Genomic DNA, 26,852 nt, shown 5'->3' on the forward strand with positions numbered 1-26,852 from the left:
CTCGTTGGTGTCGGGAGCGGGACTTGAACCCGCACGGTGTTCACCATATGCCCCTCAAACGTACGCGTCGGTCGACTCCCCAATATTTGAGGGATGAGGCACCCCCATTTCCTCCTGGATTAGGGCCACCACTTGCTTCAGCCTGTCTGCAATTTGTACAACTCGTTCGTGCGGATACCTCCAGTCAGGGCCCGCTGCACTCAATGAAGCCAGGGGCCTGCCCCAGTAACCCCTAATGGGAACGGCGACACCGGCCGTGCCTTTGGTAACCTCGCCCACAGTTAAAGCGAACCCTGTCTTCCTCACTTGTTCCAGGACAGTCTGGATTGTCTCCAGAGAGACGTTGTCGCGGTTCGCCACCCCTCTGGAGACGACGTCAATCACGAGCTGGGGTTCGTGAAACGCCAGCATCGCTAACCTGGACGCTCCCCGGTACAGGGGCAGCCTCATACCGATGGGTTCTGTAATACGCAAGTTCAGGGGGCTTTCAACCTTTTCTACGTGAACGCCGTCCAAACCGTCGAGAAGGGTAAGATAAATGCTCTCTTCAAGCTCTTTTGCCAGGGACTCCATGTAGGGCCGGGCGATTGCTCTCACATCTAACGCCCGCCAGACCATCATCCCCAGCTCCAGAACTCTCAGGCCTATTCTGTAGCGCTTGTCGGCCGTTTGGGAAACGAATCCGTGATTCTTCAGCACCTGCAGCAACCTGTGAGTCGTGGCCACCGGCATCCCTGTCTTGCCAGCCAGCTCAACGACTCCGTGAGCCCGCATCCCTTCCACCGGAGCCAGTTCAGTTAAGAGTCGTAACGCCTTGTCCAGGACCAGAATCCCGCCTTGCGCCATACACCCTTCTCCACCTTTGAGCCGTCATTCCCCGTGCTCACAAGATACCTTTATGACTGCCTGTACAGATAATACCGTATCGGCTCATGCTTGGCGAGTCGGCGCGCAAGTCGATTTGGGCTATACATTATGGCATCCCGCCCCGCTCTTGCAGGATTATTCCACAGAACCGAGAATATCACATTATGGAATAAGTATTCCACGATGTGGCAAATGGGAGGGTGGGTAATGGCACTGGCTGGTTACGGGGGACAGTATAAACCTCTGACGCCGACTGCGTTGGAGAGCATCTACGACGGTGGCCTGCGGTTGTTGGAGGAAGTCGGAATTCAAGTCAACAACCAGCGGGCCATCGCGATTTTTTCGGAGGCCGGGGCTAATGTCGACTGGCAAGGGCGCGTTGTGCGGATCCCCAGAAGACTCGTTGAAGGGGCTATTAACTCCGCTCCCTCTTCCGTGACTCTATGTGGGAGGCAAGCCGGTCACGACCTTACCCTGGAGAAGAACAGGGTTCATCTAGGAACTGGAGGCACTGCGGTCAACGTACTGGACCTCGAAGGGAAACGTCGGCCGTCCAGCCTTGATGATGTAAGGCGGCTGGGCAGGCTGGTGGACGCCATGGAGAACGTTCACTTCTACATGCTGCCGGTTTATCCCCACGACCTTGCCGCGGAGGACGTGGACGTTAACAGGTTCTACGCAGGGCTGTCAAGCACCACTAAGCACATCACGGGCGGAGTGTACTCGGTAAAGGGGGTACGCGAGACAATTCGCGCCGCTGAGATACTGTCCGGCGGGGCGGAGACCCTTCGAAAGAAGCCCATCATCTCCTTCGTGGTTCTCGCTATCACTCCGTTGAAGATAGACGACCTGTACGGCGAGATGCTGCTGGAGATCGCCTCAAACAGGATTCCCGTCATAGTACCCACAGAACCGCAGTGTGGCTCGACTGCGCCCATGACACTCGCAGGCAATCTCGTACTGTACTGTGCGGAAACACTTGCGCAGGTCACGCTTGTCCAGCTCTGCAGTCCCGGGAGCCCGGTCATATGTGGGTACGTGGGGACAGTGACTGACCCGCGGACAATGGGGTATCTGGCGGGTGCGGCCGAAATGGGTCTCTTAAATGCGGCTGCCGCTCAACTTGCGCAATTCTGGGGTCTGCCTTTCTACGGCACCGCCGGGATGAGCGACGCCAAAATCCCGGATGCTCAGTGTGGTTACGAGTCGGCCCTGACGACCCTCCTTGTTGCTATGGCGGGCGCCAATTACCTACACGATTCGGCAGGGCTGTTAGACTTCGCGCTTACGATGAGCTACGAGAAGGTAGTCATCGACAACGAGGTCAACGGGATGGTAACCAGGGTTCTGAGCGGCATCAACGCGGATGCAGAGCACCTCGCCCTGGACGTGATCCGGGAGGTCGGTCCGGGAGGTAACTTCCTCGCTCAGGTCCACACCGTAAAGCACTTGCGGAAGGAGTTGTACATGCCGCGGCTGAGCGACCGCCGGTCTTACGAGGAATGGATTGAATCGGGTAGCAAAGACACCCGGACCAGGGCAAACGAAAAGGCCAGGGCTATCCTGGGCGAACCGGCCAAACGGGTCGTGCCTGAGAACATTGAGGAAGAGCTCGCTAGGGCCCTGCCCAATCTGCGGCTGCCCCGACACGAATGAGATGGGTCAACGAGACAGGTCAACCCAGTACAGAAGTGGAGGCGAACAGGTCGTGTTGAAGGTCATGCAAGCCCTTTCAGAGGCGGTCGTATCAGGAGACATCGATAACATCATGCGGCTGACCGAAGAAGCATTGCGTTGTAGCGCATCGCCCAAAGAGACTATAGATGTCGGTCTTATGCCCGGCATGGACAGGGTTGGCTCCCTGTTCAGGACTGGAGAGATGTTCATTCCCGAGGTTCTCCTTTCAGCACGCACCATGCAGATGGCGATGAACGTATTGCGCCCGCACCTGATGGGCGGCGACGTACGGAATCAAGGGTCGGTCGTTATCGGCACTGTCCAGGGTGATCTGCACGACATCGGCAAGAACCTTGTACGGATGATGCTTGAAGCTGCGGGATTCAACGTGATCGACCTGGGGACGGACGTGCCGCCGGAGAAATTCATCGAGGCGATAAAGGCCCATCATCCTCAGATTCTTGGTTTGTCTGCACTGCTCACTACTACGATGCGGAACATGGCCGTCGTGATCGATACCTTGAGGGAGTCAGGCATTCGTCACCTCATCAAGGTAATGGTGGGAGGCGCCCCTGTCACCGGTGACTTCGCAAAGTCGATAGGCGCCGATGGATACGCTCCCAATGCCGTCGTGGCGGTTGATATGGCTAAGATACTGGTCAGGGGCTAGGTGTGGTGGAGCCACGGAAACCGGTTCTTGGGATTGACCTGGGAGGAACGTGGCGGGCTGCCCTGCAGACACCTGCTCAACCAGGCTTTCCTGGTTTCGTGCATGGCGGCGGGGCTGGATGCTGCCATCCTTGACCCCCTTGATGGTCGACTGATGGTTCTCCTGAGGGCCGCCGACGCCCTCCTCGGCAGGGACCACTACTGCACCGACTACCTGTGGGCTTATCGGGATGGTAAACTGGACATTTGAAGCCGTTTTCTCGCGCAAAGGGGGTGAACGCTGCAGTGAGTCCGGAAAGCGCGAGCGAGTTCATTACCGGCCTGGAATGGGATTGCATCCCTGAGGATGTCGTTGAGCACGCAAAGATGTGTTTGCTCGACTACCTTGCGTGCATGCGCGCAGGGTCTGCGACTGAAGCCACTCAGGCGGCTAGACGTTTCGCGTCACTATGGTTCGGCGGACCGCAAACATCCGCTCTGGGCGGCCGTGAGAGAATGGGGTTGCTGGGGGCAGTCTTCTGTAATGCTATCGCCGCGTCTGAACTGGACATTGACGACGGTCACCGCGCGGCGCTCGGCCATCCCGGGGCAGCGATTATACCCGCCGCGTTGGGAGTGGGGGGGATGCTGCGGAGCAGCGGGAAGGAGCTGCTTGCCTCGATAATAGTCGGGTATGAGGTCGGAGTGCGGGCGGGGGAGATCATCTATTCTCAAAGCAAGGAGAGATTCTTCGGATCGGGCACGTGGGCGGCCATCGGCGTGGCTGCGGCATCCGCCCGGCTGCTCAGGCTCTCCAGGCCGCAATCATCAGCGGCTATAGGTATCGCCGAAGCGCACGCCCCCTTGACTCCGGTGATGAAGAGCATCGCCAGCGGCGCCATGGTGAAAGAAAGCCTCGGCTGGGCGGCTGTAACCGGCGTAAGCGCAGCGTTGCTGGCTCGGGAAGGATTCGAAGGAGTCGAGAGCGTCCTCGATGAAGCGAAAGAACCGCAGCGCTGGGGCGATGAGTATTACATAAAGCGTGTCTACTTTAAGCAGTACCCCAGCTGTCGATGGTCGCACCCGGTGCTGGACGCGATCACCGCGTTACTCAGGCATCATCCCCTGGGGGCCGACGAGGTCCAGGAAGTCAGGGTTTATACCTTTGCAAAGGCGCTATCCCTCGCCAACTACCGTCCGAAGACGGTACACCACGCGCAGTACAGTATACCGTTTACAGTTGGGGCGCTCCTCGTCAGAGGAGATGTCACACCGCGCGACATTTCGCCCGAGAGTATCCACGACGCGCGTCTTCTTGATGTCGCTCGGCGAGTGAGACTCATCCTCGACCCTGACAGGGAAAAGGTCTTTCCCGACAAGTGTACCGCCAGAGTTGTGATCGTAAAGCGTGATGGAGCCTTTCTGGAATCACCCGTCATCCAAGCGAGGGGGGACTGGGATAATCCCTTCACGAGGGAGGAGATGATAGGGAAATTCCTGAGGCTCACCACTGGAGCTCTCACCGAACACCAACAACGGCTGACCCTGCGCCTGGTCGATGGCCTGGAACGCAGCGAGCTGCGCGAGGTCGTCGATGGAGAGGAGGAACGACAGTGCCTGGGGATTTGACGGATCGGGAGACGGCTGAGATCACCGTCACAGATGAATCAGCGCTCGTCAGGACCAGGTATGTCTCGAAGTGGTGGCGTGCCATTATCTCCGTAGTAGCTGTGGCGTGGACGTGTTTTCAGGTCTACACTGGTGTTTTTGGTCTGTTCCCCGCAATGATCCAGAGGTCGGTCACACTGGGCTTCGGTCTGTTGCTGGCGTTCCTGGGTTACGGGTTTCGGAAAGCGGATCGCAGGGCCATCCGCATCTACGACTATTTCCTGGCGGCGCTGGCGGTAGCGTGCGTAGTGTACCTGTGGCTGAACTTCAGGGTACTCGTGCATAGGGCGGGAGCTCCGCAGCCTGTGGATGTAGCGCTCGGCATTATCGTAGTCCTGCTTGTACTTGAGTCCTCCCGGCGCACGTTGGGCTGGCCGCTAGTCATCGTGGCTTTGGTCTTTCTGTTCTACGGTGCGTTCGGCCCGATATTCCCGGGTCTTCTCGGTCACCGAGGTTATTCAGTAGCGCGGCTTGCGTCTCACTTGTATCTGACGCTTGAGGGCGTCCTGGGTATCCCAATGTCGGTGATGACTACGTATGTCTTCGCCTTTATAGTCTTCGGGGCGTTTCTTGACAGCACCGGCGGCTCGAAGGCCTTCATCGACCTTGCTTATGCACTTACCGGTAAGGCTACGGGGGGACCAGCCAAAACGGCGATCATCGGGAGCGGGCTGCTGGGAACCATATCGGGAAGCTCCCTTGCTAACGTGGTCGGAACCGGGACATTCACGATACCGCTGATGAAGAAAGTGGGGTACAAACCGTCATTCGCCGGTGGGGTTGAAGCAGCCTCGTCGTCGGGTGGTCAGATCATGCCCCCCGTAATGGGAGCGGCGGCATTCATCATGGCGGAAATGACCGGAATACCGTACCTCCAAATATGCAAGTCCGCCGCGTTGCCCGCCGTCCTCTACTACGCCTCGATCTACGTGATGGTTCACCTCGAGGCCAAGCGACTTGGCTTAAGGCCAATACCGCCGGAAGACCTGCCGAGACTGTCGGATGCGCTGAAGAATAGCATCCAACTGATCTTCCCGATCGTAACCATCATAGGGTTGATGGTCAGGGGATACACGCCTCTCAAGGCCGCACTCTACGCCACCGCGGTTGTACTGGTAATATCTTGCCTCAGAAAAGAAACGCGCTTGACGTTCAGGAAGATGGTCGAAACCCTGGAAAAGGCGGCTTTGAACTGCATTGCGGTAACCAGCGCTTGTGCCGCCTGCGGGATTATCACAGGGGTCATCACCCTCACGGGCCTTGGGCTGAAGCTGGCCGACCTGCTGCTTCAGGCTTCCGGAGGGAATCTGGCGCTCACCCTGGTGCTAACCATGGTCGCCTCTATCCTTCTAGGAATGGGCCTGCCTACCACCGCGAAATACATCGTGTTGGCGACGATCGCCGTCCCCGCGCTCGTAACCCTCGACGTCCCGCTGATAGCGGCAAACATGTTCATCTTCTATTACGGGATTATCGCGGAGGTGACTCCACCGGTCGCATTGACTTCATACGGCGCGGCGGCGATAGCCAACGCCCCCGGCGTCGAAACAGCGCTTCAGGGGCTACGGTTGTCCTTCGCAGGTCTATTGCTGCCGTTCATGTTCGTGTACCATCCTGCATTGCTCATGCTCAACGTGACGATCGCGGACATGGCCCTGGCGGTTATCAGCTCTCTCCTGGGCATCGTGGGCCTGGGTGTGAGTCTTGGCGGTTACTGGCTAACGGATTGCCTGTTCTACGAACGAGTGGCTGCGTTTGTTGCGGCCCTTCTTCTCATCAGCTTCGGAATAGTAACGGACCTCGTGGGGCTGGTACTGCTTCTCCTGGTGTACCTGAGCCAGAAGGGCCGAGTAAACAGGCACCATCGTGCAGGTTGCGGAGCGACTCTATAGCGCCGGTGAAACGACAGGAGGGCTAGACTCCGGGTAGGCGAGGAGGTGGGAATGCCGACGAAGCGTGAGGCGGGGATCTCGCAGTGAGGGCCGTTCTCCAGTATGGCGTACTCTATAAGGGGGTTAGTGCAATGAGAAAGCCGGTCGCGGCACTATTGGCCCTGAGCATGGTGTGTTTCGTGCTTTCCGGGGTAGGTGGCTGCACCAAGCCAGCAGAGAAGCCGAAAGAGCAGTCCGGTCCCCTTCGTTTGTCGATCGCAACGGGCGGAGTGGCGGGAGTCTATTACCCCCTCGGAGGTGCGATAGCCTCCGTAATAAACACCAAGATGAAGAATGCAAATTGCTCGGTGGAGACTACCGGAGGGTCGGTTGCCAATATTCACCTCATTAAGGGCGGCTCCGCGAACCTCGCATTCTCGGCAGCAAACGTATTCTATGATGCGGTGAAGGGGATCGGAGCGTTCAAGGACCAGAAAGTCGAGTCCGCCAGAGCCATCCTCAGCCTTTACCCGGAGGCCGTACAGATCGTGACCCTGGCGGATTCGGGCATCAAGACAGTGAATGATCTGAAGGGCAAGAAAGTGGCCGTGGGCGACATGGGAAGCGGCACCGAGTTGATGGCCCGTGAGATCCTCAAACTATACGGCATGACCTATGACGACATTACGGAAGACTACCTGGGCTTTTCTGAGGCTGCCAACGGTTTGAAGGACCGCACCATCGCCGCAGGGTTCATCTGGGCAGGGGTGCCTACAGCGGGCATAATGGACCTCACGTCGCAGAACAAGATATCGCTGGTACAAATAGATGAAGCCAGGATTAACGACCTCACCCAGCGGCTACCGTATTGCACCGTGATGAAGATAGTGGGCGGGACATACAAGGGCCTCGATACGGAGGTAACCACAATAGCCATCCCCGCGATTCTAATCGGACGCGCAGACCTCTCGGATGAGTTCGTTTACAGCCTGCTCAAGGCCATCTTTGATAACAAGAAGATGCTTGAACAAGCTCACGTAAGGGGCAAAGATATCAGCTTGCAGACGGCGCTAAACGGATTGAAAGGAATCCCGCTACACCCGGGTGCCGAGAGATTCTTCAAGGAAGCAGGATTGCTCAAATAGCCACAAACGAGGGTGAACGGCGGACCACCCGTCGGCGGGAGGTCCGCCGTTTCCGGTGCCGGTCGCAGACCCGGGGGCGCCGGACTTGTGGGCGAGGGGAGGCCGGGGAGATGAGCGCGAAGAAGGTCATTGACAAACATTTCATGGAACTGCTGACGCCGAGGCAGAATTCGGCCGACATAGAAGGCGACCTGGCGAAGTTCGAGCAAAGGTATCGCCTGTTCCTTGTAAACGACTACGTCATATCGATAACGGATAATCCAATGGGGAATCTCTCTTACACCGGCCCCGAAGTCATCGGCATGCTCGACCTGCCGGTTGGCCCGGAGAATCTCATAATCCACCTCAACACATTTCACAGGAAGACTGACGAGCAATATGACCCGGCGGTGGATCAGAACGAGCAGGACTTGGACATCCTGCTTCAGCATGCGATTCGGCAGGGGGTTAAGTACCTGCTGTGCGTGTCAGGGGACGGGAGCGAGAGGTTGCCGAGGCTGAGACCCGAGGACCTCGGCTATGACCCGGCGACGATAAGGGCGGTGACTTCGGTCCAGCTTATCGAGTATATCAGGAGTGCGTATCCGGGTCAGTTTACGATCGGAGTGGCGTTCAACCAGTACGAACCGCCAAAAGAAGAAATGGAGAAACTGGAACGCAAGCTAGCGGTAGGCGCGTCGTTCATCATATCGCAGCCTGTAGCCATGAATGAATCAAGCGACTCACGCATCAGTGCAGCCAACCGGGCGTTGAGGGATATGATTAAGGTGGCTGACGATGCAGGGATACAGGTCATCCTCGAAGCGTGGATGTCTCAAAAACTCGCATACTTACTTCCTGAGTGTGTGGGGTATGACATTGACTTCGGCAGCTTCGAGCCGTATTCAAATCTCAGGGCTATCAGGGAGGCGTACCCTGAGAGAAACCTCTACCTTAGCATGATATTCGGTCCCCAGGGACTTGAACGCGTGAAGCCTTTGCTCGGGTAGTGCGTCTTATGGAATACGGTTTTCGGCCAGACCCTGAATAGTCCGAGAACGTGGTGATTTAGAGCGAGAGGCTCCCAGACCCCAACGCCCCAACAAAACAGAAACGGCGTCTCGGCCATCATCCTGACCGAAACCCCGCCAATCTTCGATATGGTGTCGGGAGCGGGACTTGAACCCGCACGGTGTTCACCATACGCCCCTCAAACGTACGCGTCTGCCAATTCCGCCATCCCGACACGTACAATGGCCGGTTTATTCTGGGTTTTGGGTCTGTCATGAGCTTCTCACCGTCTGCTAACCCCACACGTCCGGGGGTAGTTTGAGTCAAATCACAGTCGAGCCAGAGTCCAGAAAACAGCGAGCGCCCCGGGGTTGACCCCAGGGCGCCCAATAGAGGGGCTACGCTCTACGCCATGCGCTGGAACATGACCTCTTTGCCATTTGGCAGGGTGACGGTATGCTTGTCGCCAACCTGAATCTTGGCCTCTTCGAGCCCTGTGAGCGCCCAGAACTCCTCCGCCGACAGAACGCCCTCGCCGTTCTTCCCAGCCTTACCGTTCGACCCTCTCGATAGCCTCCACATTGCCCGGCTCACTTCGGCCTGGAACGGGATCTGGCCGCTCGTCTCCCAGTAGTACACTACCTTCCGGTTCTCACCGTTGGCGCTACCGTTCATGGCCTTGTACTTCTCCGGTATGTCGATCCCGAGTAGCTGGGCAGCCTTGATCGCGTTCTTGATCGGGGCGCTAATCTGGTACTCGACCTCTTGCAGCTCCTTGTTGATCTTGGCGAGTTTCTCCTGGACCTTGGTTTTCTCCTGGAGATAGTTGGTCCGCTTGAGCTCCAACTTTTCGAGGTCACCTTGGCCGACTGACGCTAGTAGTTGCTCGAAAGTCGCCTTCTCAGTCATTGGTAGCCCTCCCTCAGCCATCTAGATTGATTACGGCGCGATATCGCCGTTCAGCCTAGTCAGGCTACCAGTGTCTGGCGATAATGTCAACAACATTATTCCGATATATCGGTAACGGGGTGTAGCCTTGCACGGTAGATGACCCTGATCCGGGGCTACCGGTTGCAGGTTGGTTGTCACCGGAGGCGCTTGGCAAGACTCTCCAGTGTGCTAGGATTCTTTCAGTATCTTTGGCTTCTGGGGAGGTATTCGATTCCACATGCAGATCGTTTGGGACTTCGGGGTGGGAATCAAGGAATATGTCGAGAACTTTAGCTCCATTGTGTTTCCGCTGCTTCTCGAGTGTCCTGTGTGCGGAGCAGGCATTCCGCTGGAACGCCATGGTTTTTATCCCCGCAACGCCCTGCCGTGCGCCGTTGAGTACCGCATATCCATCATGAGGTACCTCTGCAAATCCTGCTGCCACACGGTTTCCCTTCTGCCGTCCTTCCTCCTGCCCCGTTTCCAGCATACCCGGGAGGTAATCCTGCAAAGTTGCGGGTGATGTTCTCAAGGCGACGGTTATTGCCGTACCGCCAGAGCGCCTATCACTACAGAAAGAGGTTTCAGCGCAATGTCCTGGCCATCGTCTCTGCACTGAGAGACGCAGGCTGCCGCGAGCGCCTGCCCGACGACGAGAACGAAAGGGCCATAAAGCTAGTGGACCGGTTGAGCATGCTGACGCTGCCAGACTCCCCAGTCGGTAACGGTCAGTTCTCCATCCGGATCCTAACCAACTTCATGGCGCTTTCATTGTAACAGACCGGCCCACCATCTTGGCAAGTGGGGTTTCCCCACACAACATTTGCGTGGCGGTCGTACAGGCTGCGCCCTTACAATGTCTTTGTGCGTGGGGTTAACCGGTTAACCTCCAGAAACTCCTACGAATTGGCTGGAGGTGTTCAAATTGCCCCTGAGCGAAGACCAGAAGACGGACGTGGCCCTGTATCGTTTTTCCCTTTTGGCGCCGATCCTGAATAACCAGGTTGACGACGTCAAGGCGTACCTCGATGAAGTCGCCTCGACCATGTACGACGTCCCTCACTACGGCCGGCGACAGTATAGCGCTCGCACTGTCAGGCGCTGGCTCTGGGAGTACAGGCGGGACGGGCTGGACGCCCTGAAGCCACAGAGGAGAAAGGACTCCGGTTCCTTCCGCTCCATCCCGCAGCCGTTGCAGGATAAGATACTTGCCGCCAGGCGGGAGAGTCCCCTGGCCACTGTCACCCTGTTTTACGAGGAACTCCTCCGCTCCGGAGCGCTCCTCCGAGCCGACGCCTCTTACTACTCGGTATACAGGCTCCTTCGAAAGCACGGCTTGGTGAGGGTTCCCGACGCGCCCGCGTCCACCAGGGAGCGCAAGAAGTTCGCCTTCGAGCAGGTCAATCGATTGTGGCAGGGCGACATGATGGTTGGTCCATACATACTCGTGGATGGGCGGAGGAAATCGAGCAGCCTGTTCGCATTCATCGACGACTGCTCTCGGCTCGTGCCCTTTGGCAGGTTCGACATCGACCAGGATTTCGACGCGCTCAAGCGGGTGTACATCGAGGCTGTCGTCCGGCGGGGCATCCCCAGACCGTTTATCTGGACAACGCCAAGGTTTACCGCTCCAAACTGTTCCATGAGGCGCTGGCCAGGATGGGCACGATCATTGCGCACACACAGCCGTACGACGCAGCCAGCAAGGGAAAGATTGAGCGCTTCTTCAAGACGGTAAGGGAGAGATTCCTTCCCACAATCGGCGAACCAAGTTCAATCGAGGACCTCAACCAGGCGTTCTGGCGATGGCTCGAAGAGGACTACCACCGCCGGGTCCACTCCTCATTGGGCATGTCACCCCTGGATAAATACCTGTCCCAGGCAAACAGCATCAAACTGGTCTCCGACCCCGACGCTGTAAGGAAGTTGTTTTTGAAAAGGGAGGCTCGCCGGGTGAACAAGGACTCCACCATATCCGTCATGGGGGCCTTCTTCGAGGTTCCTGCTGAACTCGTGGGCCAGCGCATCGATATCCGCTTCGACCCCAACGACCTGGAGCAGGTGTTCCTGTACCGTGACGACGAGTTCCTGGGGACGGGGACTCCGGTGAGAATCGCCGACAACGCGCTGGTGAAGAGAAACCGAACCTCTCCGCCGGCGGACATGCCGCTGCTCTCATTCTGTGAGGCGCTGAAGAGGAAGGAGGGAGCAGGCGGTGTATAGGGCCTTCTACTCCCTGGCCGGCAGGCCGTTCACCAAGGAAATCAAGGCCGCCGACATGTTCCCGTCATCCTCGCAGCAGGAATGCCAGGCGAGGCTCGGCTACCTCAGGGACAACAGGGGCATAGGCTTGCTTGTCGGTGAGCCAGGTTCGGGCAAGACAGCCGCTTTGAGGGCCTTCGTCTCGTCCCTCAACCCAGCGCTGTACAATCCGATCTATTTCCCGCTATCCACTGTCACCGTCCGCGATTTCTACCGTGGCCTGGCCTTGAGCCTGAATATCGAGCCGGCCTCCCGGAGAATCGACGTGTTCCACCAGATCCAGGGCGCCGTGCTGTCAGGTTACCAGGGCAAGAAAGTCACACCGTTCATCGTCCTGGATGAGATGCACCTGGCGAGTACGGACTTCCTTTCGGACCTCCATCTGCTCTTCAATTACGCAATGGACTCAGCGAATCCGTTCGTGCTCGTTCTCTGCGGACTACCTCAACTTGGCCCAAACTCTCCCTTGTTCACCACCAGCCGCTAAGCCAGAGGATCATAACGCGATATAAGATGCAGCCCATGGGGAAGGAGGAGGTCAACGCCTACATCGACCACCAGATGAAACTCGCTGGGGCGAACTATCCCATCTTCTCCGAGTCCGCCCTGGAGGCTATTGCCACAGTCAGCCGTGGCCTACCTCGCCTGATCAACAACCTTGCTACTACTGCCCTGGTCTATGGCTGCCAGAGAGGACTCAAGCAGGTCAACGAAGAAGCGGTCCGCCTGGCGGCTGTCGAACATGGCCTGTGACGCGTCGGGGCCGGCTCCCCGCGGGCCGGCCCAACCCTGCTCAGCGCCAGACACTCTGCAAGTCACTAATCCTGCAACCGCGCCAGGCCCATGTGCCACACAGCCCGCAAAGCTTGCAGAATCAGGCGGCTTGCCTGACCCAAGAAGTCTGAAAAAACGCAAGACACTTATTGTGCAAGACAACAATAGGTAAACCCTCGATGCCTACGCCTGAACTCGATCTGGTCGCCTTCAAGCCCGGGGACAACACGCTACTAATAATCGAGGTCAAGTCTTACCTGGATTCTCCTGGGGTCAAGTACGAAGATGCCTGCAAAACATACAATAGCCTGAACGGCCGGTACAAGTTGTTTAGCTATGAACGCTACCGCCAAATAGTGACACGGCGGTTGCTCGATCTGTTTACCCGGGATGGGCTCGTCACAGGAGGCGTCACTGTTCAATACGTCCTTGTTGCGGGCAAGGTCTATAGATCTGACGAGCCAAGGATACGCGCTTACTTCGAACAACGCGGCTGGGTGTTGGTTGGTCCCAGTGAGGTGGCCGATTCTATTCGCGCACTGGCCAAGAAGCGGTGGGAAGACAGTGTGCCGATGATGGTGGTCAAAATCCTGAATCAGAACCCTCCAGTACTGACCTAGCAGGGCTTTGTCCCTCGAAACGGGACGGCCGCATTGGGTGGTCCACATTTGGGCTCGCAAAAACGTTGTCCATGCCCCTGGGCCGGGCACGGTTCAGTCCACTGGGGTTCGGCCTAAACCAAGCGCTTTACCTAGCCATGTCTCACGATCTCAACTAAGAACTGCCCGCAGACCCCCTCTCCGACCTAGCCCTTGCCTCCGAAGGGATGCTGATTGGTTGGAGCCTCGCATGTGTTTCGAATTACCCGGGCCGAAACCGCCGAACTGTGTAGACTGGGGCCAGGCAAGCCGGCCGCCTTCTGGCCAGGCTTGTCAGGGATGAAAAACTGAGACAAAATGGCCCGAGAAAAGGATCTTGATATGATTGCCGGTCATTGATATGGCCGCGGCTATGAGGCTTATGATCGGAGTCACGTGTGACTGTCCAGAAAGAGGAAAATCCCAGGGTGTTCAGAATTGGTTGACGAAAGAGACCCGTATCGGAGGGCGGCATGAGCACTGTGGACGAGGCGTGGGCGCACACTGCACGCAAGTTCAAGAGGCTCATTCAAAGAGTGCTTGACGGTGTTGTCGTGCCGTTTTTGGGCGCTGGCGTTTCGTACTGTGCTGAATGTGAGGGCAAGCACATCGCGGATACTGGGGTGATGGCTTTTCGTGTTTGTAGGGAAGTATACCCAGATAAAGCGGCAAAGTGCAACAGAGATGGAAAAGAAAAATGCCCAGATCAGGCGAAATGCAGGTACCGTGGCTCCCTGGCGCATCTGTGTGAGGAGTACCTATTGAAGCACCCGGGGAACAATCGCGAGACCCTAGTGAGGAACATCTTGGAGATCCACAAATTCGACGACTTGTCTCCGCAACCCGCGCATCGGTACATCGCCTTCCTCGCTAGAGAAGGCCTGGTGGACGAAATCATCACTACCAACTTCGACACGTGCGTCTCAAGGGCGTACGAGCAGACTTTTTACGATGAGTACGAGCGTGCCGGGCAACCGTACAAGCTCATTTATTATTTGAACCATTACAGGGAGAAAGAGAAGAGCGATGGGTCGAGGGCTGCAGCGTACCCACACCTGAAGGTATACCACACTAATGGGTGCGCCGACTGTCTGCGTCCAAACAAAGGCGCTGTGGTGGACGTGGAAGGGATCCTGCTGACCGAGCGGCAGCTGCAGGACTGGAGAAAACGACACTGGGCTAGGGACTTGCTCAAGGACAGGTTGAGATGCAAGACAATTGTCTTTTCCGGGTTTGGCAGCCCGGAACCGCAGGTTCGATTCACCGTCTTGCAGGTCATGGAAGAGATGTCGCCTGCAAATCACTCGGGTGACGAAGCCACTGCGACCTCTTCAGCATCGTCAGCGTGGGACAGGTCGAACGCGCTGTTCGTACATGCATTTGACGCGCTGACTTTCGAGCAGAAGCAGATGCTTGCGGCTTATGCCAGCGGCCACGGAGTGAAGTGCTCGGAGACCGAGATCGTGAGCGAGGGCAACTGTTTCTTGGGTAGCGAAGTGTCCTTCTTTTCCGAACACCATTCACCAAGCAACAACGACGGGTGCGTTGGGAAGCAGGCGCTGCTGCCCATCATCGAGGTGAGTCAGCGCCGTGCCAAGACACAGTCCCAACTCCCAGCAGACTTGTTCTGGAACCGCGTCTATACGGCGGCGTTCTGGTGCCTCCTGCGGCGCGCGCTTGACGAAGGCTCGCCGTTCCACAGGTACTTGCAGGGGGTAAACCCTGCAAGCTACCCCCTGCTTCTTGATGTGATGGACTGGCTGCTGCCGCCGGACGGTCGGGGCCCGGGACGGGGGCCCTACTTTGGCAAGTATCCAGAGTTCCTCGACCTGAACGACCGCGGCATGACCCGATTGTCCGAAGACCTGTGGTGGGTGCGACACCGTAGGTGCCCAAGGGGCCCAGACGTGGCCTGGTACGCTGCAGTCAGAGACAGGAACCTGCTCATCCCGGCGTATTTTGTGCTGCTCTATGTGGCTGCACAGGCATTTGCACGGGAACGTAGGCGTGGCGAGCGAGCGGCCTCTGGCGGCGGGGAGGCCGTAGAGCAGATGGATTGGAGAGAACTTCAGGGTCTGGTTGACCGCAAGAACGGTGTCGGGGTCTGGTTTCGACTGGCAAACGGCGGTTCCGTGGACGAAGGATACGTGCCGGTGTTCCTGGCCCATCCTGGATCCGCCTTCACTGATTGGGAGAGAGTTGATGGGTTTCCCCAGGACTGTTGTTGGGCGGTGCAGGTCGTCGTGGGGCAGTGGTCCAAGCCTCGGGAAGTCAGGATTCTTGTGCCCTGTCACGAGAGTGTCTCGGAGGACGATCCGAACGTGAATTCGGCTGAAGTAGGCCTGGCGACGGTGTACCAGGTGTCTCTCACTGATGTCGTTCGGTCGGCTGGTTACGGTGGTCTGTCGGAGAAGATCAGGGATCGGCTCCTTAACGCTGCAGACACCACATATCGCGGACGAGTGAGGGTGGCCGACAGAGCAGAACGTCGCTGGAGGCGATGACAGTGCAGCAGGCGGAAGAAGAGTTCGTTTCGGCGCAGACCGGCCCATGTGACGAATGGGGGAGGCTGAAGCAGTACCAAATTGCCATAGAGGACGGGTGGTTCGTGAAAGTCGAAGACCACAAGGAGTTCTTCGAGATCCGGGTGTACGCAAGTGACGTGGCTCTGGTGGTAGTAGTACACAGGGCATCGGATCAGAGTGGACCTCGTGACGGTGTTTGTTCGAGCTGGCACGATGTAAGGGACCTGGGCCCACTGCTGAGAAGCGTAAGCAGCTGCGCCGAGCAGGTGGGACTCGAACTCCCTTGCCATTGCGTGGTTTGTGTGGGGGAGGAAGGCAAGCTGCGCGAAGAAATCGAGAAAGCCGCATCGGACCAGGATTGGCACAGAGGGGCCTTCACGATTACCCCGGTTGCCGATGGTCGCGAGGCTTTGCAGGTTGCCGCCTACCTCCTGGGCGAGCTCCGCGGCGACGACCTTCGCAGTCGACTGGACCCGATTACCCCCAATGCCCTCGTCAGCAATCTGGATGACAGGATACGGTCTTCTGGTCCTGGTTCCCACCGGGATCTGCTCGAACTGGTGAAGGACGTGATCGTCGAGCAGGAAGGTCTGGGAGGCCGCCTGAAAACGGCTGGAGTCAGTCCTGAGGCCAGATTCAGGCACTGGGTCGACGAGCGCTGGGCTGTGATCGAGAAAGAAGGTGAGAGGCGTGACGAGCAGGATAAGCCGGGTTAAGAGACTGACCGTTGACGGGGTGAAAGGGTTCGTGACCCCCACAACCGTCAACACAGATGCCGATATCGTACTGGTTGCAGGGGCAAACGGCTTTGGGAAGACAAGCCTGATCGATGCGCTGTGCGTGGCGCTCACTGGTGTGCGCGACCCAGATCGGGAGCCCTTCCTCTGCAGCTTTGGGAGAGGTAGTGCCCCCCAGCCTGGGCAGATCAGGATGAGAACATCGGATTCGGAGCAGTCCAATTTTGAGTATATATTGGAGATACCAGCTGATGCGGGGGCCGTTCGCCCTTCCGACGATGGCGATGCGCCCTGGGCTCTCGCCACATCGGAGGAGAGACAGGTGGCCGTGCGGGCGAGTTTCTTCTATCAGGACGCACTGAACCGTCTGTTCGAGGAAGAGGATCCTCTCATCCGGCTGGAGGATTACCTGCTTGGTGGCACGGCGAGCATTTCCACGATTCAGAGTGCGATCAAGGACGGAGTGAAATACCTGAACGCTAAGATTGGAGGACTCAGGCTATCGAGGGATCTACCCACTGAACAGTAGGTCGAATCTCGCCGAATAGAGGCTGCCCGACAGTTTGAAGATGCCTGGCTGGCTGCGTCCCGGCTGTTGGAGAGAGTCGGCATGGAGCCTCCGGTTCTTGATTCGTTGCTTTTCGCTTCGCGGGCTGGTCTAAAGCAATCGTGGCCGAGGATACTCGCGAAATCCGCCCAGAAATGCCTTACCTCCCTAGACGAGAAGGTAGCGGGGCCCGCTGGCGACGACCCGTTGAGCGCACTGCAGGCTATCAAGAGGTTTTGGGAACGCACACGGGGGCTCTTCCTGGAGACCGTTGCCTTGCGGGCTAGTCAGGCAGACTTGACTCAACTGTTGGGCGGGATCCTGGACGAGACCATCATTGTGTCACCCGAGCGGATGGAGGCCAAACAGCGCGAATTAGATGACCTCCATCGTCAAGAGGCCGATGCCACGACCCATTTGAGCGAAATGCAGTCTCTGGAACGGCACTTTCAGGATTGGTCGGGTTCGGGCGTCGGCCTCGAGGACGTGCTGAGGTCTATCCGGACAAACGGCCCTGCCTGGTCATTGCTGCCCCAGTGCTCGGATCCGTTCATGCAGCCGCCAGAGGCCGTCGTCAACTGGGTCAAGGCGGCGGTGTCTGCGCTCGATTCAGGGGGCGTCCCTGCCGATGATACGTTATCGCAATGGTTGGTGCAGGTCAGGGACACCCGAATGAGGCTTGGAGCCGAGAAAGCCCGGCTTTCAGGGGAGATCGATCGGATCTCGAGGTCGGTCAGCGCTTCCAGACGCCTGCACGACGCCAGTGAGAGACTGCCCAACCTTCGTGCCATTCTTGCAGACATTGCCGCTGGAGGACGCGAGGAGGTACCTGGACGGGATCTAGCCGAGATGGTGTCGTCCGGAGCAGCTGCCCAACCTGTTCTTGACAGCGCGCCAATCGATGGGGTTATTACCAGTGTCAACCGGTGGATCGAAATCGAGCGGCAGGCTCTGGACAGAGAGGAAACGCTGCGGAGAGACGATCGATACAACAGAATTAAGACCACCGCGGAAGAGCTTGCCCGTGCGATGGACAGAGAGACCGGCAAGCAAGGCGTGCTCGTTAACATGGGACTTGTGCCACCGGATGTGCGGGAGCAATTTTCGCGAGATGTGAACTATGTCTTGGGCCACCTCAGAAATGTGGATGGAGTGCTACCGGTCAATCTCTACCAAGGTAGGTCATCATCAAGAGGGAAGACCGCCCCATGGGAGGTCAGAACGAACGATGGCAGAGGCTTTTCAAGCCTTTCCTATGGTCAGAGAGTCCAGATTGCGGTCTCGATGGTCATTGCGCTGAACGCGGCGCTGCGTGATATCCTGTGGTTCGACGTGATTGCATTCGACGATTTCACGTCGGCTCTTGATATGACAAACCTCCCAAGGCTCGCGACGCTGTTGCGGCGCATTGCTTACGGCGATGGGCAGGGCACGAATGGGGCGACGAAAGCGTTTCGCAGGCAGATCTTTGTCGTAAGCCATCACGAGGACATGACTAACCGACTGCTAGACTTCCTGATCCCGCCGGAGGGTCATAGTCTCAGAGTGCTGAAGTTCGTGAATTGGACTCCTCGCAAGGGCCCCACCATTGAGGAGATGAGCATTCGAGCTGGAGCTTCGGCCAGCCGGGCAAAGGAGAAACTTCAACGACTGCTCGCGAGGCGGCTGGAGCGGGAATTTGCCTAGATTCAAGCCCGGTGAGGGCCCGCGGCGCATCCGGGGACGCGCTGCAAGCGACTGCCTGGCCCGTGCGAAGGGCAGTTCCCCCTTATGCGTAGTTGGCCGCAGCCTCGATGGTGCGTGCGACCTCTCCAGGTCCAGATGCCACGGCGTAGAGCCAGCGCCCGTAGATCCCTTCGGCGTTCACGGCGTTCACCCAGCGCAGCGCGGCCTGTGCCTTGACCTCCTTCAGCTCGTCATAACCCTTGGTCTCCAGGATGAGGTGGCGGAGGGGTTCCCCCTTTAAGCGGATAATAAAGTCAGGAACGTAGTCGTGCATCTGACCGTTGTGCAGGTAGGGGATGGCAAATCCGAGGCCGGCGTTCTTGGCGAACGCATCTACCATTTCGTGCCTGTCTATAACGTATGCCGAGCACTGCTCCCAAACCTTCGTGTCCAGCACAACGTAGTTGAGATGACACCGGGCAGCCTCCCGGACGTCGCGGCTTGTCCAGAAGTCCACCTCTGCCGTTGAACCGGGGCCGCGGCTAGCCTCGTACCTCGGGACCTCCGGGGTCTCACCCAGCGACACGTCGGGCTTGATGGCCTCCATCAGGCGTTCGATTACCCACCCGTAATACGGTGAGAGGAATACGTCCGTGACCTCGGCGGGACGGATGGGTACGACCTTGTCCTGCAAATAGCGCCTGACCACCCCGACCATCTGCGGAAACAGGACGTGTGTGGGTATCTCACACGACGGCTGGCTAGCATAGACTCGCGTCAGTTCGCCGGCGAGTTCGAAGACCAGCTCCTGGAACCGGTGACCCGCCCGGAACGGGTTGAGGTCGACCGTCTCGATCCTGCCGGGGCCCGAGAGGGAAGGGCGGCCCTTGTTGCTGGGCACGCCGGCCTTCACTTCGACCTCGGGAGGGATCCGCGTTGGATCCAGGGTCAGCCGGGCCACTGAGTCCCAGTCGACTGTTATCCTGTTGCGGATGGACTGGTAGTACGCCTCAACCCTGGGAAACCTGATCTCGTAGGCAGCCTTGGCCGCCAATGCGCATACGTGATGGCGTTTGACAGGGGGCTGAACTGTGCCTTTGTTCTCCTTGAACGGGATGACTTCGAACGGCACGCCGAAGACCTTCGCGACCTCCTCAGTGAGCAGCCCTCGCCCATCGAGATCATACCTAGAACGTCTCAGCCCTCGCCCGACCACCTGCTCGCACAGGAGCTGCGACATGAACGGTCGCAGCCCTATGATATGGGTGACGGTCTTGCAGTCCCAACCCTCCGTGAGCATCCCTACACTCACGATGCACCTGATATCGCGGCCTGGCGGATGCAGGGGCCTCCCAAGCTTCTTTGCGAGATCCTCGAAGCCTTCCGGGTATATGGGCCTTCCCTGGCGGTCCGCAGGCCACTCCGTCTTGCCTACGGTGTCCAGGGTGAACCTCATCCACCGTGCCTCGTCAGACTTAGCCTCCCCGCTGTCGGTCTCGTGGACTACCTTGGAGTCGACCCGGATCGTGTTCAAGACTCCGTTCTCGTTGTGGAAGCCTCCAATGCTTGCCCGCGCAACGCCCACCGGTGGGCGATCTTCGGCCAACCACTCGTACACCGTCTTCGCGATCCTCGTGTTCTTGCACACGATGATGAATACCGGAGGACGTGGGTCGCCCGATTCCCTCCATTCGAGAAGAGTCTCCTCCCAGAGACCGGCAAGCATGGCGATCGGGGTGTTGGCGTACTTGAGGATGGCTTCGGGCTTGGGGCCACCCTTCTTCCCGCCCCGTTCGGCCGGCGTGAGCTTAGGCAGGATCCATCGCCAGATGTTGAAGTACCCCGAGATTGGGGCCCCCGTAGTGTCCCGGACGGCGAATTGGGGGACTTTCACCAGGCCCGACTCGATCGCGTCGGTGAGCCCGAAGTCGCTCACCACCCACGGAAACGCTCGGTTGGTGTCGCGCCCGACTCGCCCGAGATAGTAAGGGGTGGCGGAGAGATCGACGCACATGTTGATCCCCCGCACCCTGTGGACGCGGTCAAGACCTTCTATCCAAACCGTCGCTTCCTTGAAGAACTCCTCGCCCTCGTCCTCCTCGCCGAACACGTCCCGTTCGGACTCGTCCGCTTCGGATCGCCTGATCCGGTAAGCGTGGTGCGCTTCGTCGTTGAATACGAGGATATTCTGCTTTCCCCCGACTTCGCGGCCCAGCACCCTGTTGACCAGGGAGGTATCGCTCTCAACGTATTTGACTGACTCGACGTGGACCTTCTTCAGGTTGCCGTGCCTGTCTTTCTCCTCGCTCAGAATGGTGAGGAGGTCGGCAGCGACCTGCCTGTTCAGCTCCGCCAGGGTGAGATAGCGCCTTCCGCGCGCTGTTGTCGTCTCCGGTCCTATTGTGATTGTCTCCCTGAGCCTGACGGGCACGCCGGCTCTGGTAACTCTGGCGCCCACCCCACCGACATGCACGCCCTGCGGCTCGAACGCGTGCCAGTTAGTCACGAGTACTCTGCCCTTGGTCAGGTCGGCCATGAGATGCCGGGGGACGAGGTCGCGCGTGCGGTATAGACTGGCCTCACCTTCGGCCGGGTCCAACTCGCGCAGCCTGTTCCGTATAGTCACGTTTGGGCAAACGACCAGCACTACGTCGGAAAACCGCGGGTCGCCCCTGTCATTGACCTTGTTCAAAATGCTCCACGCTGCCAGCATGCCCATGACCGTCGTCTTGCCTGTCCCTGTGGCCATCTTGCAGGCATAGCGACTGAAAGGCTTGTACCCGCTGGCCTTCTGTTCGTCGCCTGGTTCGTCGAGGGGCACATCGATACCCTGGAGAAAATCGGATCTTGCTTCCGTGAGGAAGATGATGGTTTCGGCCGCCTCGAGCTGGGCATAGAAGAGGCGGTGTTCCCGCCCCTCGCGGCGCCAATAGTTCAGCAATTCGAGTGTTGTACGAGTCACCCCGGGCCAGCCCTGGCTGCGCCATTCCTTCATTCGCTGCCGGATCATGTTAACCAGGGGAATCTCGACCCACTGACTGTGAGCTTCGTGCTCTGCATCCGTGCCTGGGGCAGCCGGGTCTCGGTAGAAGTAACCGGCCGGTCTGCGTCCCGGCCTCCTTTCAGCGGGAGCGCCTTCGCTTATGTACCAGTGTTCAAGCGGCTCTTCGTAGGGGGAGTTGAGTATTGGCTGGGGGACCTCGTAGCTGCTCATGCCCCGGCCTCCTCGAAGCGCTGCACGACGGTCAGTTCATTCCCTCTGAGGTCGATCACCTTTGCGGCGACCTGCTTGTGTTCGCCTGTCTCGAAGGGCGCGCTTACAGTCCCCGCCAGGTGGTCCCAGACGCCCTCGTCGTACGTGCCCTTGAGGGCTTTCTTCAGGTTCTCCCAGGCTCCGGTCTTGGGGAAGAATGCCTGGCACACGTGGAAGCAAAGCCCGTTGTAGTCGGTGTCCAGGAACCATGCGGGCACTCCGCTGCCTTTGAGCGACTCCGGTTTCATTGTCACTGGATCGAAAACGTCCAGACCAAGGAGTTCGACCTCATACAACACCTGCTTATCGTCGCCGGGTTTCGCAGCGGCCCTGCGCAGAGTAATCTCCGGAAGGCCGCATACGCTGAATATCTGGCTGCTGCGCATGTTCTTGAGAAGGTCGCCCATCATCAGGTCCGGGGTAGCCTGGACGTAGACCGCGGGGATCCCCACGACGGCCTCGCACTCGTTGATGAGCTTGCGCGCGTTGGGTTCCACTGCGAATCCGATCACCAGCAATGAATGATACCCCTTGGCGTGAGCCTCGCGGGCGGCTTCAAAGGCGAGTCTCTCACTCACGGCACCGTTCTCCGGCCCAAAGACCAGCGCCACAGGCTTCCGGTCACCGTTCGCGACGACCGCTTCGGCAGACAGTGACAGCGTCTTGGCCGGAAGGCGCACGTTTTCCAGCGTAATTGTTTTCCCGCCTCCAAGGTGAATCACCGGCGATTTTTTGAGCACTTCGAGCATACGGCCTGCGAACGATCCATATTGCTCGCGGCTGTCCGCAGCAATCTGCGGCAGGTCCTCCTCTTCCCAGCTGAACGGGGTGGGGATCGTCGCCTCGACGCAGAACGGTCCGGTGACCCTGGTGACTCCCGTGTCCACCTCGGGGCGGTCAACCAGCACCTCTTCCTTTGGGGGCTCGTCGTTCGCGATGCTCTCCAGCGTAATGTGGGGGACTATGCCGCCTACCTCTTCGCCCTTGCGGTTTTGCCTGCGCCTGTACACAAAGCCGCCGGCTGGCCCGCGGGATTCGTCCTTGAGCTGGTAGTACGGGAACGTCGCCGTCAACAGCCGCTGCCGCGCAAGGGCCAGAGGGACGCGGCTCACGTCTATCGTTATCCAGCGGCGGCCCCATTTCTCGGCCATGTATGCGGTGGTGCCGCTGCCGCAGGTCGGATCGAGTACGAGGTCGCCCGGCTCGGTTGTCATGAGGACGCAGCGTTCGATGACCTTGACGTTGGTCTGGACGACGTACACCTTCTCATCGGTGAAACTACCCGTGATCGTGTCGGTCCAGATGTTCCCCCGCTCCGTGAATGAGAAATCGGTTGCGAATCTCCTGTACTGAAGGCTGTTCATGGCGACGTGTATTCGCCCTGCATCTGCGAGGCGCTGCATGCCGGCAGGGTAATTGGCCTTCCAGTGAGAGTTCGGGCCGGGATAGTACGTCTTGCCCTCGAATTCGAATGGTTGCGGCTCCGCCGCGGCTCCCTGCGACTGCAGATTATCGGGCTTATACAGCCGCGCTCCTTCCGGTATCTGCGCTTCCCCCCGCTGCTCGGCAGCCGTAACACCCCGGTACGACCCATCGGGGAGCAGGACCCATCTTGCATTTCCCTCTCCCGGGACGATGGGCTGTTCATCGAAGAGCTTGTGGGCCCTGATTCTGGCGCGGTCGCGAGCATACCACAGTAGGTAGTCGCCAAGAGATGCAATTGTAGAGGTCTCGAAACCCGACGTAGTCTGAAATGTGATCTGCGATACGAAGTTGTCGGCGCCAAAGACCTCGTCCATTAGTTCGCGAACGTGGTGCACGTTCTCGTCGTTGATCTGCACGAAAATGCTGCCACTTGGGGTCAGGAGTTCGCGGGCCAGCAGGAGGCGGTCGCGCAGGTACGTCAGGTAGGAATGCAGACCCATCTCCCAGGTGTCCCTGTATGCCTTCACCATCTCGGGCTCGCGGGTCATGTCGTCATCGTCGTTGTGCTTGACGTCCCTCTTGCGGACGAACGGCTGGAAGTTTGAACCAAACTTCACGCCGTACGGGGGATCCATATAGACCATCTGCACCTGGCCGCCCAGGCCCTCGTAGTGCAGGAGAGAGTTCATTACTACGAGGGAGTCACCCAGGATCATGCGGTTCACCCATGCGTCGCGGTATTCGTACGCGCGAAGCACCTGGTCCACTACCGGATGCTGGGGATCCCCGAACAGGTTCAGCAGGCTGAGCTGTTCCGAAACGCCGGGCTTCCTGTGTGACTTGAGAGTCTCTATTATGCCCATGGTTGACAGCCGCTCGTGGACAAACAGCGGCAGCGTCGGAACATCGAACGAAAGACGTTCCGCCTTACCCGCCCAGTTCAGGAACGGCTTGCCCAGGCTCTTTAGCATCCTGACTGCCTCCGCGAGATCGTGGACCCTGTACCTCCCCCCGGCGAATTCCTTCGGGGCAGGGAATCGGTGAGGGGGAGGCAGTTGGGCCGCCTCTTCGATTGCGCCCAGAAGCCACTCGCCTAGTTCGCGGGCAGGGTTCTGACTGTCCCAGTCGAGAGCAGGCGACAGGGAAGAATCGTAGCGGTAGACAACGGGCTGCTTCCTCTTCTTGAACTGGGATTGTGTCCCAGCATCTGGCCGCAGCAGGCTGTCTGCGGTGGGGTACCGGTAGTTATCGGCTTTCTCAGGCGAGGCAGTGCCTGCAGTAGGGCGTCTTGGCATCTGACCCAGCCTCCTCAATAATTCTGGCCTGCAGTCTGGTGGCGTCCTCATTGCGGTCTCATTTCCCCTGAACCGTCACCATTACGGTAACGCGCACACTGTCCCTTTCTTACGCACGCGCGTACAGAATTCCTGCACTGGGAGGGAATCATTGCCAGCAGAGCATCACGTGCAGTCAGGGTAGGCCTTCACCGGGATGTAGGTGAAACCTGATACATTACCGAATTATGGGGCAGGAGGGATCGGACGATGGTTGCAGCCGTGGCGCTTCAGCGGGAGAGAAAAAGCCGTTTCGTCAAGCTGTTCGACAAGACCCCGGCGGGCGTCAACTGCCCCCATTTCCACGAGCTGGTCCTGTCGAACGGATGCCCATATGACTGCACCTACTGCTACCTCCGGCTGACCTTTAGGGGGAACAAGGCCCCGGTATTGTTCAACAATGGGTGGGAGCAGGTGAAAAGCGAACTTGACGCCGCCCCCGGTGGCGTGTTTTCGACGGGTGAGCTGGCTGATAGCCTGGCGGTAACCCCGCCCCTCCTGGATTCGGCCATAGACTACTTCGCAGGCCAGACCAACAAGTACCTGCTGTTGGTCACCAAGAGCACGAATACAAGGGTCCTGACCCAGCGTGACCCAAGCCCACAGATTATAGTGTCTTTTTCAGTGAATTCCACCGCTGCCTCGGCTTTGTACGAGCCACTCTGTCCATCTCGAGAAGAGAGACTCCTCGAGGCTGCAAAACTCCGGGACCTTGGGTGGCGGGTCAGGATTCGCCTCGATCCTATCATCGAGGAAGCCGGTATCCCCAGCCAGAGCTTGTTACCGTGGGCACACTCCGCCAATACCCCGGGCTCCATAACTACGCTAGGGAGGCTCCTCGAAAGGGTTTGCAGAGATCGCCCGATGGCCGAATGCGGTACCCAATAGCCACCCGGATTGCCATCTACGAGCGAGCGGCAGAGTGGCTGGGGCAGACCCCAGCCCTCTGCAAGGAAACTGACGAGGTTTGGCACGCCCTAGGGTGGCGGTTCGACCGCTGCAACTGTACTCCCTAGGGCTCACGCGAGCCAGTCGTCTTCCGGAGCCAGCAATCGGATTTGTGGGTCAAACTGCTTGAACAGCACGTGCTTCGCGATGTTCGCACCCACCTGATGCCGGCCCGCCCAGATAAGATAGTACAAGGGCAGACCCGCATCAGTCTTGAAGACGCTGGACCCGAAAACGTAAGTGTAGCCGAGTTCCTGGAGTCCCTTTCGGTAGAGTTCCAGAAACCCTCGGGCCAGGAAGCGTCGGTCGGTTCCTACGCACTGGTCGTATACCGATCTCCAGCCAGGCGGCAAGTGGTCATCGAGCTTCTTCGCCATTTCATCCGTGAGTTTCTCATGTTGATTCGGCAACAGGCGCTGGACCGCCATGTGATACGGGAAGTTGAGGAAGATCTCGGTTCTCCATTTGGCAATAGTCTCGATGGTGGCCCATTGCACCTGGCCTATGACTCCGGTGGGGTCTAGCACGACCAGTGTCGGGGCGGCGGGGTGGATGTCGTGCATGATTGTCAGGATGATGATATTACAGTCCCCCAGGTAGAGCCGGGCGTGTCCGTAACAGTCTAGGGCGTCTTGGCCGGGTTCTGCCGTACTCTGGAGAGATCCCAGTGCAACAACTGCAGTTGGAGAAGTGTGTCCTTGGTAGCGCGGTTAGGGTATGCGGCAAGATGGATGGCGGTCCTCCTAGGCGTAGGTGGTGAGGGCATTCCTTGGCCCACGCCAATCTCCACGCAGTGAGTCTAGTGTATCGGCAGAAAGCCCGCGTTTCGGTATTGCGTCACATTGATGCGACGATAACCCTGGCCTTGGGGGTTAAATCCGCGCATCAGTTCAGCCCCACGGGCGCATGCCTCGTCGAACGAAGCCCTACCGATCAGGGTTGTCTCAA

The 26,852-nt window shown here is 58.5% G+C and carries 19 protein-coding genes, 1 tRNA gene and 2 pseudogenes; 15 read left to right on the forward strand and 7 right to left on the reverse strand.

What is annotated here, in order from left to right:
* Positions 1-54 precede the first annotated feature (54 nt).
* A complete protein-coding gene (locus HPY55_11015) occupies positions 55-846 on the reverse strand; it encodes an IclR family transcriptional regulator (protein ID NPV71155.1) in 792 nt (263 codons plus the stop codon).
* Between the two features lie 228 nt (positions 847-1,074).
* Here HPY55_11015 and HPY55_11020 point away from each other — a divergent pair, with 228 nt between their 5' ends.
* The 7 genes from HPY55_11020 (at position 1,075) to HPY55_11050 (ending at position 8,865) form a co-directional block, all read left to right on the forward strand.
* Entirely contained in the window at positions 1,075-2,523 is a 1,449-nt protein-coding gene (locus HPY55_11020) for a trimethylamine methyltransferase (protein ID NPV71156.1), read from the forward strand.
* 55 nt (positions 2,524-2,578) lie between these two features.
* A complete protein-coding gene (locus HPY55_11025; GenBank protein NPV71157.1) occupies positions 2,579-3,214 on the forward strand; it encodes a corrinoid protein in 636 nt (211 codons plus the stop codon).
* Between the two features lie 27 nt (positions 3,215-3,241).
* On the forward strand, positions 3,242-3,463 hold the full coding sequence (locus HPY55_11030) for a hypothetical protein (GenBank protein ID NPV71158.1): 222 nt from the start codon (positions 3,242-3,244) through the stop codon (positions 3,461-3,463).
* Positions 3,464-3,498: 35 nt separating this feature from the next.
* Entirely contained in the window at positions 3,499-4,821 is a 1,323-nt protein-coding gene (locus HPY55_11035) for an MmgE/PrpD family protein (GenBank protein ID NPV71159.1), read from the forward strand.
* Positions 4,806-6,752: a TRAP transporter permease gene (locus HPY55_11040; GenBank protein NPV71160.1), complete on the forward strand. Its 1,947-nt coding sequence runs from the start codon at positions 4,806-4,808 to the stop codon at positions 6,750-6,752. Before HPY55_11035 ends, HPY55_11040 begins: the two co-directional genes overlap by 16 nt.
* 131 nt (positions 6,753-6,883) lie before the next feature.
* A complete protein-coding gene (locus HPY55_11045) occupies positions 6,884-7,876 on the forward strand; it encodes a TAXI family TRAP transporter solute-binding subunit (GenBank protein ID NPV71161.1) in 993 nt (330 codons plus the stop codon).
* A gap of 110 nt (positions 7,877-7,986) precedes the next feature.
* On the forward strand, positions 7,987-8,865 hold the full coding sequence (locus HPY55_11050) for a hypothetical protein (GenBank protein NPV71162.1): 879 nt from the start codon (positions 7,987-7,989) through the stop codon (positions 8,863-8,865).
* Positions 8,866-9,016: 151 nt separating this feature from the next.
* Here the strand turns inward: HPY55_11050 and HPY55_11055 are convergent.
* From HPY55_11055 to HPY55_11065, 3 genes are all read right to left on the reverse strand, one after another.
* Positions 9,017-9,101 (reverse strand) — tRNA-Leu (locus HPY55_11055).
* Positions 9,102-9,271: 170 nt separating this feature from the next.
* Entirely contained in the window at positions 9,272-9,775 is a 504-nt protein-coding gene (locus HPY55_11060; GenBank protein NPV71163.1) for a hypothetical protein, read from the reverse strand.
* Between the two features lie 64 nt (positions 9,776-9,839).
* Positions 9,840-10,241, reverse strand: coding sequence for a hypothetical protein (locus HPY55_11065; GenBank protein NPV71164.1), 402 nt, complete (start codon positions 10,239-10,241; stop codon positions 9,840-9,842).
* Between the two features lie 486 nt (positions 10,242-10,727).
* Here HPY55_11065 and HPY55_11070 point away from each other — a divergent pair.
* The 7 genes and pseudogenes from HPY55_11070 (at position 10,728) to HPY55_11100 (ending at position 18,965) form a co-directional block, all read left to right on the forward strand.
* Positions 10,728-11,944, forward strand: a pseudogene (locus tag HPY55_11070) (DDE-type integrase/transposase/recombinase).
* Positions 11,945-12,011: 67 nt separating this feature from the next.
* Positions 12,012-12,811, forward strand: a pseudogene (locus HPY55_11075) (AAA family ATPase).
* Positions 12,812-13,011: 200 nt separating this feature from the next.
* Positions 13,012-13,452, forward strand: coding sequence for a hypothetical protein (locus tag HPY55_11080; protein NPV71165.1), 441 nt, complete (start codon positions 13,012-13,014; stop codon positions 13,450-13,452).
* A 491-nt stretch (positions 13,453-13,943) separates the two neighbouring features.
* Positions 13,944-15,974, forward strand: coding sequence for a hypothetical protein (locus HPY55_11085; GenBank protein ID NPV71166.1), 2,031 nt, complete (start codon positions 13,944-13,946; stop codon positions 15,972-15,974).
* Between the two features lie 2 nt (positions 15,975-15,976).
* The gene (locus HPY55_11090; protein NPV71167.1) at positions 15,977-16,711 is read left to right on the forward strand and encodes a hypothetical protein; all 735 of its coding nucleotides are present in this window, start codon (positions 15,977-15,979) and stop codon (positions 16,709-16,711) included.
* Entirely contained in the window at positions 16,686-17,261 is a 576-nt protein-coding gene (locus HPY55_11095) for an AAA family ATPase (GenBank protein ID NPV71168.1), read from the forward strand. The genes HPY55_11090 and HPY55_11095 overlap by 26 nt, the downstream gene beginning before the upstream one ends.
* Positions 17,262-17,342: 81 nt before the next feature.
* The gene (locus HPY55_11100) at positions 17,343-18,965 is read left to right on the forward strand and encodes a hypothetical protein (protein ID NPV71169.1); all 1,623 of its coding nucleotides are present in this window, start codon (positions 17,343-17,345) and stop codon (positions 18,963-18,965) included.
* Positions 18,966-19,047: 82 nt separating this feature from the next.
* On the opposite strand, the gene HPY55_11105 is transcribed toward HPY55_11100, so the two are convergent.
* Positions 19,048-22,158 carry a DEAD/DEAH box helicase family protein gene (locus HPY55_11105; protein NPV71170.1) on the reverse strand — a complete coding sequence of 1,037 codons (3,111 nt, stop codon included), beginning with the start codon at positions 22,156-22,158 and terminating at the stop codon, positions 19,048-19,050.
* Positions 22,155-24,917: a site-specific DNA-methyltransferase gene (locus HPY55_11110; protein NPV71171.1), complete on the reverse strand. Its 2,763-nt coding sequence runs from the start codon at positions 24,915-24,917 to the stop codon at positions 22,155-22,157. Before HPY55_11110 ends, HPY55_11105 begins: the two co-directional genes overlap by 4 nt.
* Positions 24,918-25,166: 249 nt before the next feature.
* Between HPY55_11110 and HPY55_11115 the strand changes: the two genes are divergently transcribed.
* A complete protein-coding gene (locus tag HPY55_11115; GenBank protein NPV71172.1) occupies positions 25,167-25,844 on the forward strand; it encodes a radical SAM protein in 678 nt (225 codons plus the stop codon).
* A gap of 131 nt (positions 25,845-25,975) precedes the next feature.
* Here HPY55_11115 and tcmP read toward each other — a convergent pair whose 3' ends face one another.
* Positions 25,976-26,467, reverse strand: coding sequence for a three-Cys-motif partner protein TcmP (tcmP, locus tag HPY55_11120; GenBank protein NPV71173.1), 492 nt, complete (start codon positions 26,465-26,467; stop codon positions 25,976-25,978).
* Positions 26,468-26,852: the final 385 nt, after the last annotated feature.

This window comes from Bacillota bacterium (assembly GCA_013178305.1).
GTDB lineage: Bacteria > Bacillota > Sulfobacillia > JABLXB01 > JABLXB01 > JABLXB01.